Origin of the sequence: Nonomuraea sp. NPDC049309 (assembly GCF_043196965.1) — a bacterium.
GTDB classification, from domain to species: domain Bacteria; phylum Actinomycetota; class Actinomycetes; order Streptosporangiales; family Streptosporangiaceae; genus Nonomuraea; species Nonomuraea fastidiosa.
The window spans coordinates 677,557-694,969 of the sequence record NZ_JBICSH010000004.1 but is presented as its reverse complement, the minus strand read 5'-3'; the positions used below and the strand labels follow the sequence as shown (position 1 = coordinate 694,969).

Below are 17,413 nucleotides of genomic sequence, written 5' to 3'. Positions count from 1 at the left end.
CTCAGGACTGCGACTCGGAGCGGGCGTCCGCGGCCAGCTCGGCCACGGTGTAGGCGTGCGTGTCCCTGGCCATGTACCAGGCGCCGTTGAAGGCGACGCTCCTGCGCTGTCCTTCGACGACGCCGGCCAGCTCCGCGGGCAGCCGCCGCAGCTCGGCGTCGAAGGCGGCGTTGAGCTCGGCGATGTGGGCGCGCACCCGCTCGACGGCCTCCTCCGTGCTCGTCCCCGCGCGTTCGAGGATGAGCACGGAGTTCGGCTTGCCCTCGCGCCGCTCGCGCTCGAACGTGCGCAGGTCGTTGGCCAGGCGCATGCACTCGGCGCCGAGCGCGGTGGCCGGCTCGACCGCGGCCCAGTGCTCGGTGCGGGCCGGCTCGGGGCCGCAGACGCCCAGGGCCGCCGCCCACCAGGTGCGGTAGAGGATGGTCAGCCCGCCGTTGGCGAGGTAGCGGTCGTAGTCGGGCCAGGGCTCGCCGCCCATGGCCCAGCGGCGCTCCAGCGCCATGGCGCGGCCGGCGAGGTCGAGCTGGCCGAGCAGCGACGGCACGTGCGCCTCCGCTCCCGGGTGGGCGCTGAAGCGCTCGCACCATGCCCGCCACGCGCTCAGCGCCTCCCCCATGGGGCCGGAGTCCTCGGGCCCGCCGGGCTCGTCGCCGGACAGCACGCCGAGGATGCGGGCGAAGAACGCGTCCACATCGGCGTCGGTCCAGTCGCCGGCGATGCTGTCGGCGATGTCGTCCATGCCGAACAGGACGGCGGTCAGCGCGCCGAGGTCGGCGATCTGGTCGCGGCGCGCGGCGGGGAACGTGGCGGCGGCCGACAGGCAGCTGAAGGCGAGCCTGCTGGAGACGCTGTCGCCGTCGGCGAACAAGGTGGTGTGGGGGCGCAGCAACTGGTCAGCCTCGGGCACGGCGTCGAGCGCCGCGGTGAGGACGGCCGCGCGGTCCTGCTCGGGGACCCCGGCGAGCTGATGGGAGGCTTTGAGCAGGCGATCGGCTAGGTCATTACGTATGTCGAAGTATGCGGAGCTGGCGTCATGCACCCGCGCAGGATATCCATTTTGCACGATTTCTGACTAAATCTGTCAAAAAACGGATATATGTGCGCAAAGGGATTGGTGTTGCTTGAGGGGCACTTTATCCTGCGCTAAGGTTTCGTGATCGACACCGTCCGTCGCCACCGCATCACGTGCTGGTGGCCAGCACTCAGTATCACTTTCTCAGGGTGGGTAAAATGGGCTCCCGCAACACCAGACTGCGGACCAAAGTCACGGCTCTGCTACTCTCCCTGGCGGCGCTGTGGGTCTTCGCGGCGTGGGTAACTCTACGCGAAGGCGTCAACCTCCTGTGGGTCACCCAGGTCAATGACAGCGTGGTCGACCCCAGTGAGCCTCTGCTGGTAGAGCTGCAGAAGGAGCGCCGGATCTCGGCCGTTCACCTGAGCGACCCCACCTCCCGTTCCCGCAAGGAGCTGGAGGCCCAGCGCAAGCGTTCCGACGGCACCCTGGCCGCCTTCAGGGAGGCCGCCTCCGGCACGCTGGTCGACTGGGCCACCGACGAAGAGGGCTCGGAGCGGCTCAACGAGGTTTTCCGCCGCCTCGACACGATCAAGCAGACGCGCCAGGCCATCGACGCAGGCCGGCTCAACCGCGTGTCGGCCACCGACGCCTACAGCGAGATCATCGACTCGATCTACAACCTGTACGGCGCCCTGGCCACGCTCGACGACAAGGCGCTGGCCAGCGACATCCGCAACCTGCTGGCGCTGAGCCGGGCCCGCGACATCATCACCAAGGAGGACGCGCTGCTGTCCGGCGCGCTCGTCAGCGGGCGCCTGTCGGCCTCCGAGCACGCGCAGTTCGTCGCGACCACCGGCGCCTGGAAGATCGTCGCCGACCAGGCGGGCTCCGAGCTGTCCGACTTCAACCAGTCCGAGTACGAGAAGGTCATCAACGGCCAGTCGTTCAACCGGCTGCGCAACCTGGAGACCCTGGTCGCCGAGCAGGGGCCGGAGAACGGCGGCGTGCCGTTCAGCGCCTCGACCTGGCGCCAGGCCACCGACACCGCGCTCAACGACCTCAACACGATGGTCCTCGCCGCGGGTGACCGCATCGTCGAACGGGCGATCCCCGTCGCCGTCAACGTCATCGTCCGACTGGTACTCGCCGGTGGTCTCGGTCTGATCGCGGTCATCGCGTCCATCGTTCTGTCGATCACCACCGCACGCGCCATCGTCGCCCAGCTGCAGAAGCTGCGCGACGCCGCACACGAGCTGTCCGACCACCGTCTGCCCAGCATCGTCGAGCGCATCGGTCACGGCGAGAAGGTCGACGTCGCCAAGGAGGCACCCGCGCTCGACTTCGGTGACGACGAGATCGGCCAGGTGGGCCAGGCGTTCAACGCGATGCAGCGCACCGCCATCGCCGTCGCCGCCGAGCAGGCCGCGCTGCGCCGCAGCTTCCGCGACATCCTGCTCAGCCTGGCCCGCAGGACGCAGGGCCTGGTGCACCGCCAGCTCACCGTGCTCGACGTCATGGAGCGCCGGGAGACCGACCCGGAGGAGCTCAAGGAGCTGTTCCGGCTCGACCACCTGGCCATCCGGATGCGGCGCAACGCCGAGAACCTCATCGTTCTGTCCGGCTCCTCCCCCGCCCGTACGTGGCGGCGCTCGGTCCCCATGGTGGACGTCGTCCGCGGCGCCCTGGCCGAGGTCGAGGACTACACCCGCGTCTCGCTCATGCCCATGGGCGACGTGGTGCTCGCCGGCCGGGCCGTCGGTGACGTGATCCACCTGCTCGCCGAGCTGATCGAGAACGCCGTGTCGTTCTCGCCGCCGTACACCAACGTGCAGGTCAGCGGGCAGCTCGTGGCGAACGGCTACGTGATCGAGATCGAGGACCGCGGTCTCGGCATGAAGCCCGAGGACCTCGAGGCGGCCAACAAGCGCATCGCCGACCCGCCGGAGTTCCGCATCTCCGGCACCGCCCAGCTGGGCCTCTACGTGGTCAGCCAGCTCGCCAAGCGGCACGACATCCAGGTCGTGCTCAAGGCGTCCCCGTACGGCGGCACGACCGTCGTGGTGCTGCTGCCGCAGGAGCTCGTCCAGCTCGACCCGTCACCCGACACCACGGACGACGGGCGCGAGCGGCTGCCGCGCCGCGTTCCCGGCAGGGAGGGCGGCAGGGAGGCGGGCGTCGCCACGGCGACCAGGCCGCTGGCGGAGAACGTCCGCACGCTCAGCTCGGCGCGCTCGGCCACCCCGCTCGCGGCGCCGACCCCCGTACGCGAGACTCAGGAGACCCGGCAGGCCCCCGAGCCGACGAGCAGGCCCGAGCCGGTCTCCCGGCCGAGGCCCGAGCCCGTGACCAGGCCGGCTACCGAAACCACGCCCGCTCAGGAGGAGACTTCCGAGCGAGAACCACAGAAAGAGACGCCGGCCACGGAGCAGAAACCTGTGACCGAGTTCACACCATCGGGGCTGCCCTTCCGGGTGCCCCAGGCCAACCTGGCACCAGCGCTGCGCGAAGAAGCGCCCGCGCAGCCCGATTTCGAGGAGGACGATGACGAGCGCTCGCCGGAGGAGATCCGCGCGATGATGGGATCCCTGCAGTCAGGCACCCGTCTCGGCCGCTCCGACGCGGCCAAGATGCTGGATGAGCAGTCGGGAGGTGCGGAGTGAGCCCCACCACGTCGGGCACCGACCTCAACTGGCTGATGGACGACCTGATCAGCCGCGTCAAGGACGCGGAGCACGCCATCGTGCTGTCGTCCGACGGTCTGCTCATGGCGTCTTCGGCCGGGTTGCAGCGGACCGACGGCGAGCACCTGTCCGCCGTCGCATCCGGGCTTCAGAGCCTGGCCAAGGGCGTGTCCGACCACATCTCCGGCGGCAAGGTCCGGCAGACGGTCGTCGAGTGGAAGAGCCAGTTCCTCATCGTGACCACCGCCGGCGAGCGTGCCTGCCTCGCCGTCCTGTGCAACCAGCACGCCGACATCGGCCTGGTGGCGTACGAGATGGCGATGATGGTCGCCAGGGTCGGCCAGTACCTCACCTCCGGCGCCCGCAACGCCGAGGCGATCGCCAGGAGCGACGGGTGAGAGGGCCGGACGACGAGCCCACGGACGAGCACTGGGTGGATCCGGAGATCATCCGCCCGTACGTGGTGACTCGTGGCCGCACGCAGCCTGCCCACGGCAGGTTCGACCTGATCTCCATGGCCCTGGCGGTCGGCCCGCCTCCGGGCCCCGACGCCGGGCTGGACCCCGAGCACCTGCGCATCCTGCAGCTGTGCCGCGAACCCAAGTCCGTCGCCGAGATAGCCGCGTACCTGGATCTGCCGGCAGGCACGATCCGGGTACTGCTCGGTGACCTGTTCGACCGCGAACTCGTCTCTGCCCAGGAACCGCAATCCGAGGTGGACATGCACGACATAAAGATGTACAGGGCGGTGCTCGATGGCCTTCGCTCGCTCTGAGCGTCCGCGCCTTCCGACGGCGATCAAGATCCTGATCGCGGGCGGTTTCGGCGCGGGCAAGACCACGATGGTGGGCGCGGTCTCCGAGACCAGGCCGCTGCGTACCGAGGAGGTGCTGACCGACCGCAGCATCGGCGTCGACGACCTCACCTCGGTGGAGGCCAAGCGCACCACCACCGTGGCGATGGACTTCGGCCGCATCACGCTCAACAACGACTACGTCCTGTACCTGTTCGGCACGCCGGGCCAGGAGCGGTTCTGGTTCGTGTGGGACGAGCTGGCGGAGGGGGCGCTGGGCGCGGTCATCCTGGCCGACACCCGGCGGCTGGCCGACTGCTTCCCCTCGGTCGACTACTTCGAGCGGCGGGGCACGCCGTTCGTGGTGGCGGTCAACTGCTTCGAGGGCGCGCCGACGTTCGAGCTGGACGAGGTGCGCCTCGCGCTCCAGCTCGGGCCGGACATCCCGATCGTCATGTGCGACGCGCGCAAGCGCGACTCCAGCCGTGAGGTGCTGATCACGCTGGTGAAGCACTCGGCGCGGCTGCGCGCCGAACCGGTCGGCAGCTGACCCCTCCCTGCCGCGCGATCAGGCCCGCCTGCCACAGGCGGGCCTGCCTGCGTTTCACGGCCTGTCCGCCATACGGGGGCGGGCCCTGCCAAGCGGCCCTGCCAAGCGGCCCTGCCAAGCGGCCCTGCTAAGCAGCGCCGCTAAGAAGCGCCGCCAAGCAGCGCCGCCAAGCGGCGGGGCCGGTCAGGAGGCGGGCTCGACGTGCTCGCTCAGGTACGTCTCCAGCTCGGCCGCACCCTTGATCATCGCCCGACCGCGCGCCGACAGGCGGGCCCGCCACTCGTGCAGGGCGCTCTGCAGCGGCTCCTGGCCGCCTGCCGCGCGCACCTGGGTGAGCAGCGGGGCGATCTGCTCCAGCAGGTAGCCGCCGCGCCTGAGCTGGTGGACGAGCTGGGCGTCGCGGACGTCGGCGCCGGTGTAGACGCGGTAGCCCGTACGCGGGTCGCGGCGCGGCTGCACCAGCCCCGCCCGCTCCCACTTGCGCAGGGTGGCGGGCCGGATGCCGAGCCTTCTGGCCAGCGGGCCGATGAACGTCACGCCGGGCTCGACGGGCCGGGCGGGCGCCAGCGCGCGCAGCGCCTCCTCCACCGCCTGGAGGGTGCGGCGGTCCTCCAGGAGCTGGGCGTGGCTCTCGTCGATCAGCTTGAGCGCCGCGTCCGTCTCGCCGCGGTTGATCGCCTGCATGATCGCGGTGGCGGTGCGGTGGCCGTGCGCGGGGATCAGCGCCAGGAACGCCCGCAGCGCCTGGGCGTGGCGAGGGGTGTAGGCGCGGTAGCCGCTCTCGGTGCGGGCGGCGGGGGGCAGGATGCCGGCCTGCTCGTAGTTGCGCACCGCCTGGGTGGACAGGCCGTGCGGGCGGGCCAGGTCCACCGGCCGCAGTCGGCCACCGGGCATCGACGCACCTCGCCGGATTTGAGGGTGCACGCGCGGTTGTGCACGGACACCTGAGGTCAATGGTTCAACCGGCGTCCAATCCTAGCGGCGAGCCGACGGAAGATCGAACCGGTGCAATGTCACGTGGGCCGTGCTCGGTAGGCATCTCCCGGTTTGGCGGCGAGCACCTGCTCGCAGGCCAGCAGCAGCACCCCCGCGCTCCACGCGTGCGACAGCGTCAGGTACATGCCCTTCGGCTGGAAGCAGTCCGTCTGGTAGTACCGTTCGGTGATCATGCCACGGTAGGCGTTGACGTCGCCGTCGGCCGCCGGGAGGAGCTGGCGGAAGCAGTCGAGCGTCTCCTGCGCCCGCTCGGCGTAGTACGGATCCCCCAGCGCCTGCGACAACTCGGCCAGCTCCGCCGTGCACACGAGCCCGTACGCGTGCAGGTGCTGGTTGGACGGCGACGCCTGGTCCGCGCCCCGGGTGGCGAAGCCGTACGCGCCGAGCGGGGTGCGCGGGCCGAAGCGCACGTTGTAGGTGTAGCGGAAGGTGAGCATCCAGTCGGCGGCCCGGCGCGCGAGGTCGAGCCAGCGGGCAGCGCCGGTGCGGCGGTGCAGCGCCATGTACGCCATGACCGCCGCGTACCCGTCCTCGGAGGTGGGCGCGAGGTCCACGTCCTCGGGCGCGCCGTAGATGAACTCGTCCTCGACGAACCTGGCGTAGTACTCCCCCGCCCGCTCGGCAGCCCGCAGGTCTTCGGGCTCGCCGGACTCGGCCAGCGCGGCCACCCAGGTCAGGCCGGATGCGCCCGACCAGGACAGCACCTCGCCGGTCTCGGCGTGGTGCAGGGCGCCGAGGTTGCCGTCGGGGCGCTGGCGGGCGACCATGACGTCCAGATTGGAGCGGGCGGCGGCGGCCCAGGCGGGGTTCGGCCGCAGGCGCAGCGCGCGCAGCAGGAACAGGGTGGCCTCGCCGAGCGTGCGCGCGTGCAGGGCGCCCTTGACCGGGCTCCAGCTCTGCGACCAGCCGCTCTTGCGGTACCAGGTGCCCCAGAACGTCCCGGACGGCGACAGGTTCGCGCAGATGAAGCCGATGACCCGTTCCGCGGCGGCGACGTGCTCGGGCCGCCCGGTGCGCAGGCCGTGCTCCAGCAGCGCCGCCGCCCACGGGATGCCGCTCACCCAGCCGACGTGCATGGCCTGCCGGTCCACCGGCCGCCCGTCGCCGCCGCTCACCTCCCTGTCGAAGCCGACCGTCTCCAGCAGCACGCCCGGGTCGGGGTCGTAGTGCCACCGGTACAGGCCCTCGGCGGCGATGTCGGCGGCGGTCGCCACGTCCTCCCACGGCTCGACGGGCGCCGCCGGCAGCCGCAGGTCGCGATCCTCGCGCAGCAGCGGCGCGTACGCGTGCCGGTCGGCCGGCAGCGGCGCCGTGGCGAGCACCAGCGTCCGCGACTCGCCCGGCCGCCAGACGTACGTCGCGGCCTGCGCGGGCAGCGGGTCCGCCGAGCCGTAGTAGGTGATCGGATGCTCCCGGTACGGGAACAGCAGCGCGGCCGTCGCCCGCCCCTCCTCGTACGAGAGCTCGAGACCGGTGATGCCGAGGGGCGAGACCTCGTCGGCGATCAGCGCGGCACCGCCGTCGTCGCCCCACACCAGGACGGCGGGGGTGGCGGCACGGTCGGCGCGGAACCCCCACGAGGCGGAGACCATCTCGCCGGGGCGGCGGGCGCCGGGCTCGAAGCGGGGGAAGACGCGGTGGCAGCCGGCCGGGCGGTTCTCGCCGTAGAACAGGCCGGGGATCAGCCACCACGGGGCGGCGGCCGAGGCCACCGGCCTGCTCACGCGCACGGTCGCGGCGGCCGGCTCCGCGCCGCCGTAGCGCACGTCGAGCCGCAGCTCGCGGCGGCCGGTCGGCAGCGGCTGGCCCCAGCTCCAGCCCACCGCGAACGGCCCGGCACCCAGCACCTCGACCCGCAGCTCGCCACCGCCGGGCACCTCGATCGCCACGGGCGCGACGCCCGTGCCCGAGGCGGCATCCGCGGGCCCGCCGATCGCCGCGGCGGCGCAGGCGTCACCGGGCAGGCGCGATCCGGGTTCTTCCGCGGGGCTTGGACCGCCGTCCCTCACCACGGCTCCACCGTGAACGCGCCCTTGTGGACCTCCAGCTCCACCAGGTCCGTCTCCACCGCCGACAGCGGGTCGTCCAGCGGGATCCGGAACGTGCGGATCTGGCAGGGACCGAAGTCGGCGGTGAGCCGGACCCCGGCGACCGGGATGTTCAGCGTCGCCGTCCCGGGCCTGCCGGTGGTCTCGACGGCCCTGACCACGAGGTCGCGCGGCGCGTCCTCGTGCAGCTTCACGGCGGTCACCATCACCTGGCCGCCGCCGTCGTCGAGGTAGCCGCGCGAGCTCGGCAGCGGCCCGTCGTGGAAGCTCTCCAGCATCGCCCGTACCGGGGAGCCGAGCAGCGCGGCGCGCCGGGTGAGCCCGGCCGCGCGCCAGTCGCCCGCGTGCGGCACCAGCAGGTACGAGAAGCGCTGCACGCCCTGGTCCTGGTAGGAGTAGAAGCCGTCGGGGTCGAGCAGCCTCGGGTCGTGCCAGGAGTAGACGGGGCTGCGCACGGCGGTGATGCCGATGCTGTGGCTGCGGCCGGGCCCGGGAGGCGCGACGTCGTAGCCGTGCTTGGCGTTGTTGACCACGGCCAGGCCCGCGCGGGTGCCGCCGATCGAGCCCGACAGGTCCACCCACGACTGCGCCGGTTCCTCGGCTCCGTCGATGGGCCTGGTGAGGTGGGCGAACGGGATCTCGTACGTCGCCACCGGGCTCTCGAGCCCGACCGGGAAGCGCAGCTTCATCAGGTGCGCCTGCTCGCGCCAGTCGAGCGTGACCCGCACCTCCACGGCGTCGTCGTCACCCGCGCCGAGGATGAACTCCTCGGCCATGGTGGAGCGGCCCCACTCGCGCTCGACGCGGATGCGGGCGCGCAGCGGCCCGCTCTCGCGCAGCACGATGCCGGTGACCGCCATGGAACTGCCCGGCCAGTCGTAGGAGACGACGCGGTGGCCCCAGGTGTCGGTGGGGTCCTCGCACACCTGGGTGTGCTCGCCGGACGCACCCGCCACCAGGTCCACGCCGGTGCGTTTGTCGACCAGGCTGGACAGCCAGCCGGTGACCGGGTCGAGCTCCAGGCGCAGCACGTCGTTCTCGAGGTGGTACCGGGACGCCGACAGCGTGCCCGCCGATGTCATGCCGGGGCCCTGGCGCAGCCGGTAGAGGCGGTAGCCCAGCGGGGGCAGGTCGGCCTTGAACACCGTCGCGCCGCGGCCCTTGTCGTCGGTCGTGGCGACCGACTGGATGCGCTGGCACGGCACGTCCGCGCCGTCGGCGTCCACCACGTGCACGCCGTTGGGCGCGACGCCGTACTGCAGCTCGACGCGGGTGGAGACCGGCCACGGGTGCGGGTTGAACACGATCACCGGCTGGGTGCCGGCCTCCTCGGGCACGTGCACGTCGCGGGCGATCACGTTGTGCGCCCTGGTGATGATGCGCTTGGCGATCGCGACGGCCTCGCCGAGCTGGTCGCGGGCGTCGTCGTAGGCGGGCTCGATGGCCGAGCCGGGCAGCACGTCGTGGAACTGGTTGAACAGCACCTGCTTCCACGCCCGCTCCAGGTCTGCGCGGGCGTCGTGACCGGCGATGGCCGCCCACCGCTCGGCCGACAGCACCGCCGCCTGGGCGCGGCGCTGCCACAGCTTGATCCCGGAGTGCGACGAGTAGCAGCCGGCCGCATGGTGCTGCAGGTCGTCGCGCCAGACCGGCAGCTCGGCCAGGCCCTCCTCGCCCAGCCGCTTGACCATCTCGTCGAAGTAGCGGCGCGGCGACGACAGGATCATCTCGCCGAACGAGCCCATCCGGTCGTAGCGGTGGATCGACTCGATGTTGGCCTTGGTGGGGCCGCCGCCGTGGTTGCCCACCCCGTAGAAGATCATCAGGTCGCCGAGCGAGCGGTCGAGCTGGGCGAGCGCCTTCTCCGTCTGGCCGGCCACGTCGCCCGGCGGGCTGCAGTACTCGAACGGGATCCGGTAGGCCAGCACGCGGCTGCCGTCCGGGGCCTCCCACCAGAACATGGTGCCGGGCAGCTCGCTCTCGTGCGGCCCCGGGCGCAGGAAGGTGTAGGAGTCCATGCCCTGGCCGCGCAGGATGGCGGGCAGCATCGCGTTGTGGCCGAACGGGTCGACGTTCATGCCGACCGTCGCCGTGACGCCGAACTTCTCCTTGAGGTAGCGCTGGCCGTACAGGCCCTGGCGGACGAACGACTCGCCGGACGGCATGTTGCAGTCGGGCTCCACCCACCAGCCGCCGGTCATCACCCAGCGGCCCTCGGCCACCTTCTCCTGAATCCTGGCGAACAGCTCCGGGTCCGACTCCTCCACCCACGAAAGCAGCACGACCTGGTCGCAGGTGAAGACGAAGTCCGGGTACTCGTCCATGCGGTGGATCGCCGACCAGAACGTGGCCCGCGCCTCCTGGTAGCCCTCCTGCCACGGCCACAGCCACACCGGGTCGAGGTGGGCGTTGCCGATCATGTGGAGGGTGCGCTGGGGTGCGGCCGCGGGGCGCTGCGCGCGGGACAGCCCGGGGGGCTGGCTGCCGGAGGGAGCGTTCGCCATGGGAGCCCGCGACGCGGAGGGACGCCTGGTCATGCGGCCGCCCAAGCGTCGATCTTGTCGCTGATCATGTGCAGCATCAGTGTGTGGATCTCCTGGATGCGCGGGGTCTCGGTGCTGGGGGCTAGGAGGAGGTGGTCGGCGTACGCGGCGGCCTTGCCGCCGTCGTTGCCGCCGAAGAGTACCGTCACCGCTCCATTGCTCCGCGCGGCCTGCAGCGCGCCCACCACGTTCGGGGAGTTTCCGCTGGTCGTGAAGGCGGCGACCACATCGCCCGGCCTGGCGAGCGCCTGCACCTGGCGGGCGAAGACGTCCTCGTAGACGTAGTCGTTGGCGATGCAGGTCATGACGGTGGCGTCGGTGGTGAGCGTCACGGCGGGCAGCGGGCGGCGGTCGCGCCGGTAGTGGCCGATCAGCTCGCCGGTGAAGTGCTGGGCGTCGGCCGCGCTGCCGCCGTTGCCCATCGTGTAGAGGGTGCCGCCCCTGGAGAAGGTCTCGATGAGCAGGTCCGCGGCGGCCTCGACGGCGGGCAGCAGCGCCGCCATGCCGCGTGCGGCGGCGAGGTGGCCTTCCACGTGCTGCGCCAGCAGCTCGGGCGTGATGTCTACGTCGGACATGGGTCTTTCCTGGTGAGAGGTCTGAGGGTCGTCGGCTCCGCTGCGGACGGGGCTTCGCGGGTCGAGGGCCTCCGCCGAAGTCCCCTGAGGACTTCGGCGCGTCCCCCTGAGGGCTTCGCTGGGGACGGTGCCCTTGCCGCCGAGTGCGGGGACACGATGCGCCCGGGTCAGCGGGGGACGCCCGTGACGAGGTCGTGCGCGACGGCGCCGGCGCCGACCACGCACACGCCCGCGCCGAGCTTGGCCAGCTCGATCCGCGCGCTGCGGGCGGCCGGCGGCATGGCGTCCCTGGCGACCGCCGCCGCGACGGGGTCGAGCAGCCGGGCCCCCGCACGGGTGACACCGCCGCCCAGCACGACCAGCTCCGGCTCGAACGCGTTCACCAGGTCGGTGAGCGCGCTGCCCAGCGCCCCTGTGGTCTCGTCCCAGATCTCGGCGGCGAGCGGGTCACCGGCCGCGGCGGCGCGGGAGACGTCCTCGGCGGTCGGGTTCTCGACGGCGGACAGGGACGAGGTCCGGCCGGCGGCCAGCGCCTCCCTGGCACGCTCGGCGATGGAGGTGCCGGACGCGTACGCCTCCAGGCAGCCCTGCCGCCCGCACGAGCAGCGCCGCCCGCCCGGCCGCACCATGACGTGCCCCAGCTCGCCGCCGTTGCCGGCCGCGCCGCGGTGCAGGCGGCCGCCGATGATCGAGCCGCCGCCCACGCCCGTGGAGATCGTCAGGTAGAGCATGGTGCTGGTGCCGCGCCCCGCGCCGTACCGGAATTCGCCCAGCGCCGCGGCCGTGGCATCGTTCTCAAGGGCCGACGGGACGCCGTACGCCTCCGTGGCCAGCGCGCCGATCGGCACGTCGATCCACCCCGGCAGGTGCGGCGGGCACTCGAGCACGCCCGTCGCCGCGTTCAGCGGTCCGCCGCAGGAGATGCCGACGGCGGCGATCTCGGGCACGCCGGCCTCCGCGACCGCCTTCCTGCCCAGGTCGAACAGCCTGGCGAGGACGCGCTCCGGCCCCTCCTCCCTGTGGGTGGGGGCGAGCTGCCAGCCGTGGATCAGGCCATCGCCTGTGACCACGCCCGCGGCGAGCTTGGTGCCGCCGATGTCCAGCGACAGAACGGGGGGAAGATCGTGCTCCATTGGGCCTCCGACGGGAACGACTGACGCACATGCCTATGACATCGTTCCCACATCGGATCCTAGGGCGAGTTTTCCCCGCCGGTCAACGCACAGCAGCGGCGAAATGTCAGACCACGGCCACGAGTGTCCCTTTCACCGGCCGGGCAGCACGATCACGCCGAACCCCTCCCCCGGCGCGGGGTGCGAGGAGCACACCTGAGCGCGGGAAGCCCCGGGCGTGGAGAGCACACCGGGCGCGAGCAGCACCCCAAGCGCGGAGAGCACCGCAGACGCGAAAAGCACTCCCGGAGGTCCCAGAGGCACCCTCAAAGCGCGCCCCCTCCCCCCCGGGGCGCGCAGACGACCTTGGGGCGCGCGCGAGCGGCTCCGGGGCACGCGAACGGCCCTGGGGCACGCGAACGACCCTGGGGGCGTGCAGACGGCTCCGCGGGCGTGCAGACGGCTCCGTGGGAACGCGCGGTCAGTCGGTGGGTGGGGGTGCGGTGGATTCGCGTTCGATGAGGCGGACGTTGAGCACGGTCGTGACCGAGTCGGCGTCGGGCATCTCGATGCGTTCGTGCAGCCTGCGGACGGCGGTGGCGCCCAGGTTGAAGGTGTCCTGGGAGACGGCGGTGACCTGGGGCGAGACCATGCTCATCCAGGGGGCGTCGTCGAAGGCGACCAGGCTGACGTCCTGCGGCACGGCCAGGCCGCGCTCGCGGATGGCCCGCCAGACGCCCTCGGCGAGGACGTTGTTGGCGGCGAAGACGGCGGTGGGCCGGTCGGGGCCGCTCAGCATGTCGAGGGCACGGCGGCGGGAGTCGGAGACGTCCCAGCCGGAGGAGACGACGAGATCGGGGTCGACGGTGATGCCCGCGGCGGTCAGCGCTTCGAGGTAGCCCTGGTAGCGCTCGTAACCGGTGGTCCAGTCGGTCTCGTCGATGAAGAGGGCGATGCGGCGGTGGCCGAGCCCGACGAGGTGGGCGGTGGCGGTGCGGGCGCCGACGCGGTTGCCGACCACGACGCCGTCGGTGGAGCCGGCGGCGAACTGGCGGTCGACCTCGACCACGGGGATGCCGTGTGAGGACAGGTAGGTGGAGACGGCGGAGGAGTTGGGGGTGACGATCACGCCGGCCACCCGGAGCGCGACCAGCGCCTCGGCGGCCTCGGTCTCGGTCTCGCCGGACAGGCTGGTGTCGGCGAGCACCATGGTGTAGCCGCGCTCGCGGGCCGCGGCGCTGGCCCCTGCGGCGAGCTCGGCGTAGAACGGATTGCGCAGGTCGCTGACCAGAACGCCGACGGACCGGCTGACCTGCTGCTTGAGCGTGCGGGCCATGACGTCGGGCACGTAGCCGAGCTCCTCGGCGGCGCGCAGCACGCGCTCGCGCACGTCGCTGGCCGCGTAGCCGCGCCCGGTGAGCGCCCGGGAGACGGTGGAGCGGGAGACGCCGGCGGCCTCGGCGACGTCCTTGATCGTGGGACGGCGGGAACGGCCTGCGGGGGTGCGGCGCCGTTCTACGGTCATCGGTTCCCTTCCACGACCACGTCGGCCAGCGCCTCGGCGTGCTGCCCGAGCCGCAGGTCGCCGATGGTCAGATCGACTGCCAGGCGTTCGCGGCGGCGCGGCTCCGCGGGCGCGCCGAGCCGCAGATGCACCTGCTCCATACCCCCTCCGGGCAGTCTGAGCGTCACGGATCCCGGCTCGCGCCGCCAGCCGGACGGCACCACCGGCTCGATGGTGGCCACGGCCTTGTCCGGCCACGGGTTGCGCACGGTGGCGGTCAACGTGATCTCGCCGCCCGCGGGGACGCTCGTATAGTACGGGGTCAGCCGGCACAGCACTCCGTCGGCTCCGAGATCGAACCGGCCGGAGGGCAGCAGATCGCGGTGGAGCGCGATCAGCTCCTCGCCGCGTTCTGTGAGCATGCGCAGGTAGTCGTCGTCCACCCAGCGGGGCCGCCAATGGCCGCTGACCATGAGGTCGGGGCGGAGCCGGTTGTAGAGCGCGGCGCTCTTGCGGTAGTCCTCGATCTGGAACCGGTTCTTGTACTGGAAGTTCAGTATCTCCTGGCGCTCGCCGGGGACGCCGAGGCCGTCCTGCTGGTCGCCGGTGACGAGCACCCGGTGGCCGTCCACCTCGAACGCGTACGCCGCCGCGTACATGGTGTGGCCGGGCAGGTCGTACACGGTGATCTCGTACTCCCGCCAGCGCACGGTCTCGCCCAGCCCGAGCACCCGGTCGGACGGGATGGGGTCGAACCACGTGCAGGGCAGGTCGTGGTGGAGCGGCGTGGCCAGGATGGGCGCGATGTGGGACGGCGTCCAGATCTCGGTGCCTTCGACGTCGCGCAGCAGCGGCATGCCGGCCACGTGGTCGTCGTGGTAGTGGGTGGGCACGGCCACTTCGACGGCGGTGACGCCGTAGCGCTCGCGCAGCGCGGGCAGGGAGGCCAGCCAGGGCCGCCGGGCCTCGCGGGCGGTGCTCTTGACCAGGCCGGTGCACATGTCGTAGCCGAAGTCGAAGACCATGGCGGCGCCCGACTCCGACAGCAGCACGTAGCTGTAGGACTGGCTGGACCTGTTCATCAGCAGGTGGGGTGTGACCTCGATGAACGGGTCGTCCAGCAGGCCGCGCAGGTCCCACGGGCGGGGGCGGCGGAAGTCGACGTAGCGCTGCATGGCGGTCGAGAGCCGGGACAAAGCGTCCGCGGGGTCGGTCATCGGGTCGCCGTGGGAGGGCAGCAGCAGGTCGAGCTCTTCCCGCTGGAGCAGCTCGGCGCTGATGACCACCGCGGCGGGGCCCTCGTTCTCGGTGTACGACCACTGGGTGGCGGCCAGCGACCACACCTTGCCCGGCGCGTAGATCAGGTCACCGGTGAAGGCGATCCTCCTGTCCTTGCCGACGATGTAGGTGACCGAGCCGGGCGTGTGGCCGGGGGTGGGCAGCACGCGCACGTCGACGCCGCCGTAGCGCGCCGTGCGGTACTCGGGCACCACGCCGGTGATCTCGACCGGCTCCAGCAGCGAGAAGCGGTCGTCGCGCAGGTCGTAGTCGTTGAAGATCTGCCGGCCCGACCACATCTCGCCGACCTTGTCGAACAGGTCGCGCTCGACCGGCGGCACGTGGATCGCGATGCCCGCGTCCGCCGCGCGGTGCAGCCCCTGCACCTGGTCGCGGTGGTGGTGGGTGACCAGCACGTCGGTGATGCGGTCGAGGCCGAGCTCGCCGAGCAGGTCGAGCACCCGGCCGGAGCCGAAGTCGACGGCGATGCCGGTGCGCTGCCCGCCGGGGCGCTCAGGGGCCTTGATGACGTAGACGTTGCAGGTGTCCTGGACGCGGAGCACCCCTGGCGCGACTTCGGTGACTTGCTCTCCCACGGCCCAGGAGTCTATCCGGTATCGTTCCCACAATGGATGCCCTGGAGTGGATCGTCCCCCGTCCGAAGAAGGCCACCATTCGCGCCGAACATGTCGTTCTGTCCGGATGCCGGATCACGGGCGATCCCGCCGCGGGCCGCGCCGTCGCCGTGCTCACCGAGGCTCTGGACGCCGGCGACGCCGTGCCCGTCGAGGTGCGGGTGGGCGCCGGCCTGCCGCCCGAAGGGTACACGCTCACCGCGGGGCCCGGCGGTGTGCTGATCAGCGGCGCCGACCCCGCAGGGGCGTTCTACGGCGCGCAGACCCTGCTCGCGCTGCTCGCCGCACCCTGCGGGCGGCACGCTGCCTGCGTCCCCGGGATCGACGTGCGCGACTGGCCCGACCTGCCGCTCCGGGGCACGATCGAGGGGTTCTACGGCACGCCGTGGAGCCACGACGAGCGCATGGAGCACCTGCGCTTCTCGGCCAGGCACAAGCTCAACGCGTACGTGTACGCGCCCAAGGACGACCCGTACCACCGCGAGCGGTGGCGCGAGCCGTACCCGGAGGAAGAGCTGGCCAGGCTGGCCGAGCTGGTCGCGGAGGCGCGGCAGCAGCACGTGAGGTTCGTCTTCGCGCTCAGCCCCGGCCTGTCGATGGTCTACAGCGACCCGGCCGAGCGGGCGGCGCTGCGGGCCAAGGCCGGGCAGGTCTGGGAGATCGGCGTACGGGAGTACGCGCTGCTGTTCGACGACATCCCGCCCGAGCTGAGCCACGAGCCCGACCAGGCGGCGTACGGCACGGCGGAGGGCGCGAGCGCGAGCGCCCACGCGGCGGTCTGCCGCGACTTCACCGAGCGCTTCCTCGCCCCGCGCGGCGCGGACCGGCCGCTGACCATGGTGCCCACCGACTACGCGGGCACCGCCCGCTCGGCCTACCGCGACCGGCTGGCCGCCGAGCTGCCCGCCGACGTGCTGGTCTGGTGGACCGGGTCCGACATCGTGGTGGGCGCGATCACCGCCGAGGAGGCGCGGGCGGCGGCCGGCTCCTACGGGCACCGGGTGGCGCTCTGGGACAACTTCCCGGTCAACGACTTCGACTTCTCCCGGGTCTTCCTCGGGCCGCTGACCGGCCGGGCGACGGACCTGGACGGTGCGCCGCTGGAGGGCGTCACGGCCAACCCCATGGTGCAGGCGGCGGCCTCGCGCATCGCGCTGACGACGGTGGCCGACTACGCCTGGCACCTGGCGGCGTACGAGCCGGGCAGGGCGCACGAGCGCGCGGTGCGGCTGGTGCCGGGCGCGGCCGAGCTGCTGCCGCTGGTGGAGGCGTGTTCGGCCTGGCCGCCCGGCGCGGACCAGAGCCCCGAGCTGACCGCCCTGTGCGCGTCCGTGCTGGAGGGCGGGCCGGACGAGCGGCTGCGGGCCGCGCTCGACCGGCTCGCGGCCCTGCCGGCCGACGTGCCCGGGGCCCTCGCCCGGGAGCTGGAGCGCTGGGTGGCGGCCGCCCGCGACATGGCCGCGGCCGGGCTGGCCGCGCTCGACCTGCTGCGCGGGGAGCGCACGCCCGAGCAGGTGGCGCGGGCGCTGGAGCGCGCCGAGGCGCACGAGGCGAACGTGCTGCGCCGCGTGATCCCGCCGTTCGTCCGCCAGGTTCTCGAACGCGCCGGCGTCCCGGTGGAGCCGCCCGCTGGAAACGGCCGGTGACAAGCCCGCACCGGCAGACCGGTCCCGGGGCGGGCGC

General features: G+C 72.5%; 14 protein-coding genes. 5 read left to right on the top strand and 9 right to left on the bottom strand.

Going from position 1 to position 17,413, the window contains the following annotated elements:
• Window position 1 precedes the first annotated feature (1 nt).
• Window positions 2–1,039: a terpene synthase family protein gene (locus ACGFIM_RS28175; RefSeq protein ID WP_393205728.1), complete on the bottom strand. Its 1,038-nt coding sequence runs from the start codon at window positions 1,037–1,039 to the stop codon at window positions 2–4.
• Window positions 1,040–1,230: 191 nt separating this feature from the next.
• Here ACGFIM_RS28175 and ACGFIM_RS28170 point away from each other — a divergent pair, with 191 nt between their 5' ends.
• The 4 genes from ACGFIM_RS28170 to ACGFIM_RS28155 are packed head-to-tail and all read left to right on the top strand — an operon-like array spanning window position 1,231 to window position 5,039.
• Window positions 1,231–3,675, top strand: coding sequence for a nitrate- and nitrite sensing domain-containing protein (locus tag ACGFIM_RS28170; RefSeq protein ID WP_393205725.1), 2,445 nt, complete (start codon window positions 1,231–1,233; stop codon window positions 3,673–3,675).
• 35 nt (window positions 3,676–3,710) lie between these two features.
• Window positions 3,711–4,094, top strand: coding sequence for a roadblock/LC7 domain-containing protein (locus ACGFIM_RS28165; protein WP_393205939.1), 384 nt, complete (start codon window positions 3,711–3,713; stop codon window positions 4,092–4,094).
• 35 nt (window positions 4,095–4,129) lie between these two features.
• Window positions 4,130–4,471, top strand: a complete 342-nt coding sequence (locus ACGFIM_RS28160) for a DUF742 domain-containing protein (protein WP_364066588.1) — start codon at window positions 4,130–4,132, stop codon at window positions 4,469–4,471.
• Window positions 4,452–5,039 (top strand): ATP/GTP-binding protein, encoded by a 588-nt coding sequence (locus ACGFIM_RS28155; protein ID WP_364066591.1) that lies wholly within the window; start codon window positions 4,452–4,454, stop codon window positions 5,037–5,039. Before ACGFIM_RS28160 ends, ACGFIM_RS28155 begins: the two co-directional genes overlap by 20 nt.
• 183 nt (window positions 5,040–5,222) lie before the next feature.
• On the opposite strand, the gene ACGFIM_RS28150 is transcribed toward ACGFIM_RS28155, so the two are convergent.
• The 8 genes from ACGFIM_RS28150 to ACGFIM_RS28115 form a co-directional block, all read right to left on the bottom strand.
• The gene (locus ACGFIM_RS28150) at window positions 5,223–5,933 is read right to left on the bottom strand and encodes a TioE family transcriptional regulator (protein ID WP_393205721.1); all 711 of its coding nucleotides are present in this window, start codon (window positions 5,931–5,933) and stop codon (window positions 5,223–5,225) included.
• Between the two features lie 119 nt (window positions 5,934–6,052).
• On the bottom strand, window positions 6,053–8,044 hold the full coding sequence (locus ACGFIM_RS28145) for a hypothetical protein (protein ID WP_393205718.1): 1,992 nt from the start codon (window positions 8,042–8,044) through the stop codon (window positions 6,053–6,055).
• Window positions 8,041–10,587, bottom strand: coding sequence for an alpha-mannosidase (locus ACGFIM_RS28140; RefSeq protein ID WP_393205715.1), 2,547 nt, complete (start codon window positions 10,585–10,587; stop codon window positions 8,041–8,043). The genes ACGFIM_RS28145 and ACGFIM_RS28140 overlap by 4 nt, the downstream gene beginning before the upstream one ends.
• A gap of 29 nt (window positions 10,588–10,616) precedes the next feature.
• Complete coding sequence (locus tag ACGFIM_RS28135; RefSeq protein WP_393205712.1) at window positions 10,617–11,201, bottom strand: SIS domain-containing protein; 585 nt, start codon at window positions 11,199–11,201, stop codon at window positions 10,617–10,619.
• A gap of 167 nt (window positions 11,202–11,368) precedes the next feature.
• Window positions 11,369–12,334 (bottom strand): ROK family protein, encoded by a 966-nt coding sequence (locus ACGFIM_RS28130; protein WP_393205709.1) that lies wholly within the window; start codon window positions 12,332–12,334, stop codon window positions 11,369–11,371.
• Window positions 12,335–12,466: 132 nt separating this feature from the next.
• Entirely contained in the window at window positions 12,467–12,598 is a 132-nt protein-coding gene (locus ACGFIM_RS28125) for a hypothetical protein (RefSeq protein WP_393205706.1), read from the bottom strand.
• Window positions 12,599–12,794: 196 nt separating this feature from the next.
• A complete protein-coding gene (locus tag ACGFIM_RS28120) occupies window positions 12,795–13,838 on the bottom strand; it encodes a LacI family DNA-binding transcriptional regulator (protein WP_393205703.1) in 1,044 nt (347 codons plus the stop codon).
• Window positions 13,835–15,691, bottom strand: coding sequence for an MBL fold metallo-hydrolase (locus tag ACGFIM_RS28115; protein ID WP_393205700.1), 1,857 nt, complete (start codon window positions 15,689–15,691; stop codon window positions 13,835–13,837). Before ACGFIM_RS28115 ends, ACGFIM_RS28120 begins: the two co-directional genes overlap by 4 nt.
• A gap of 32 nt (window positions 15,692–15,723) precedes the next feature.
• Between ACGFIM_RS28115 and ACGFIM_RS28110 the strand changes: the two genes are divergently transcribed.
• A complete protein-coding gene (locus tag ACGFIM_RS28110) occupies window positions 15,724–17,376 on the top strand; it encodes a beta-N-acetylglucosaminidase domain-containing protein (RefSeq protein ID WP_393205697.1) in 1,653 nt (550 codons plus the stop codon).
• Window positions 17,377–17,413 lie beyond the last annotated feature (37 nt).

Excerpts from the sequence above, each read along its gene's own strand:
- ACGFIM_RS28130 (WP_393205709.1), bottom strand. The coding sequence starts at position 12,334 with ATGGAGCACGATCTTCCCCCCGTTCTGTCGCTGGACATCGGCGGCACC.
- ACGFIM_RS28165 (WP_393205939.1), top strand. The coding sequence starts at position 3,711 with ATGGACGACCTGATCAGCCGCGTCAAGGACGCGGAGCACGCCATCGTG.
- ACGFIM_RS28155 (WP_364066591.1), top strand. The coding sequence starts at position 4,452 with ATGGCCTTCGCTCGCTCTGAGCGTCCGCGCCTTCCGACGGCGATCAAG.
- ACGFIM_RS28120 (WP_393205703.1), bottom strand. The coding sequence starts at position 13,838 with ATGACCGTAGAACGGCGCCGCACCCCCGCAGGCCGTTCCCGCCGTCCC.
- ACGFIM_RS28150 (WP_393205721.1), bottom strand. The coding sequence starts at position 5,933 with ATGCCCGGTGGCCGACTGCGGCCGGTGGACCTGGCCCGCCCGCACGGC.
- ACGFIM_RS28135 (WP_393205712.1), bottom strand. The coding sequence starts at position 11,201 with ATGTCCGACGTAGACATCACGCCCGAGCTGCTGGCGCAGCACGTGGAA.
- ACGFIM_RS28140 (WP_393205715.1), bottom strand. The coding sequence starts at position 10,587 with ATGGCGAACGCTCCCTCCGGCAGCCAGCCCCCCGGGCTGTCCCGCGCG.
- ACGFIM_RS28170 (WP_393205725.1), top strand. The coding sequence starts at position 1,231 with ATGGGCTCCCGCAACACCAGACTGCGGACCAAAGTCACGGCTCTGCTA.
- ACGFIM_RS28110 (WP_393205697.1), top strand. The coding sequence starts at position 15,724 with ATGGATGCCCTGGAGTGGATCGTCCCCCGTCCGAAGAAGGCCACCATT.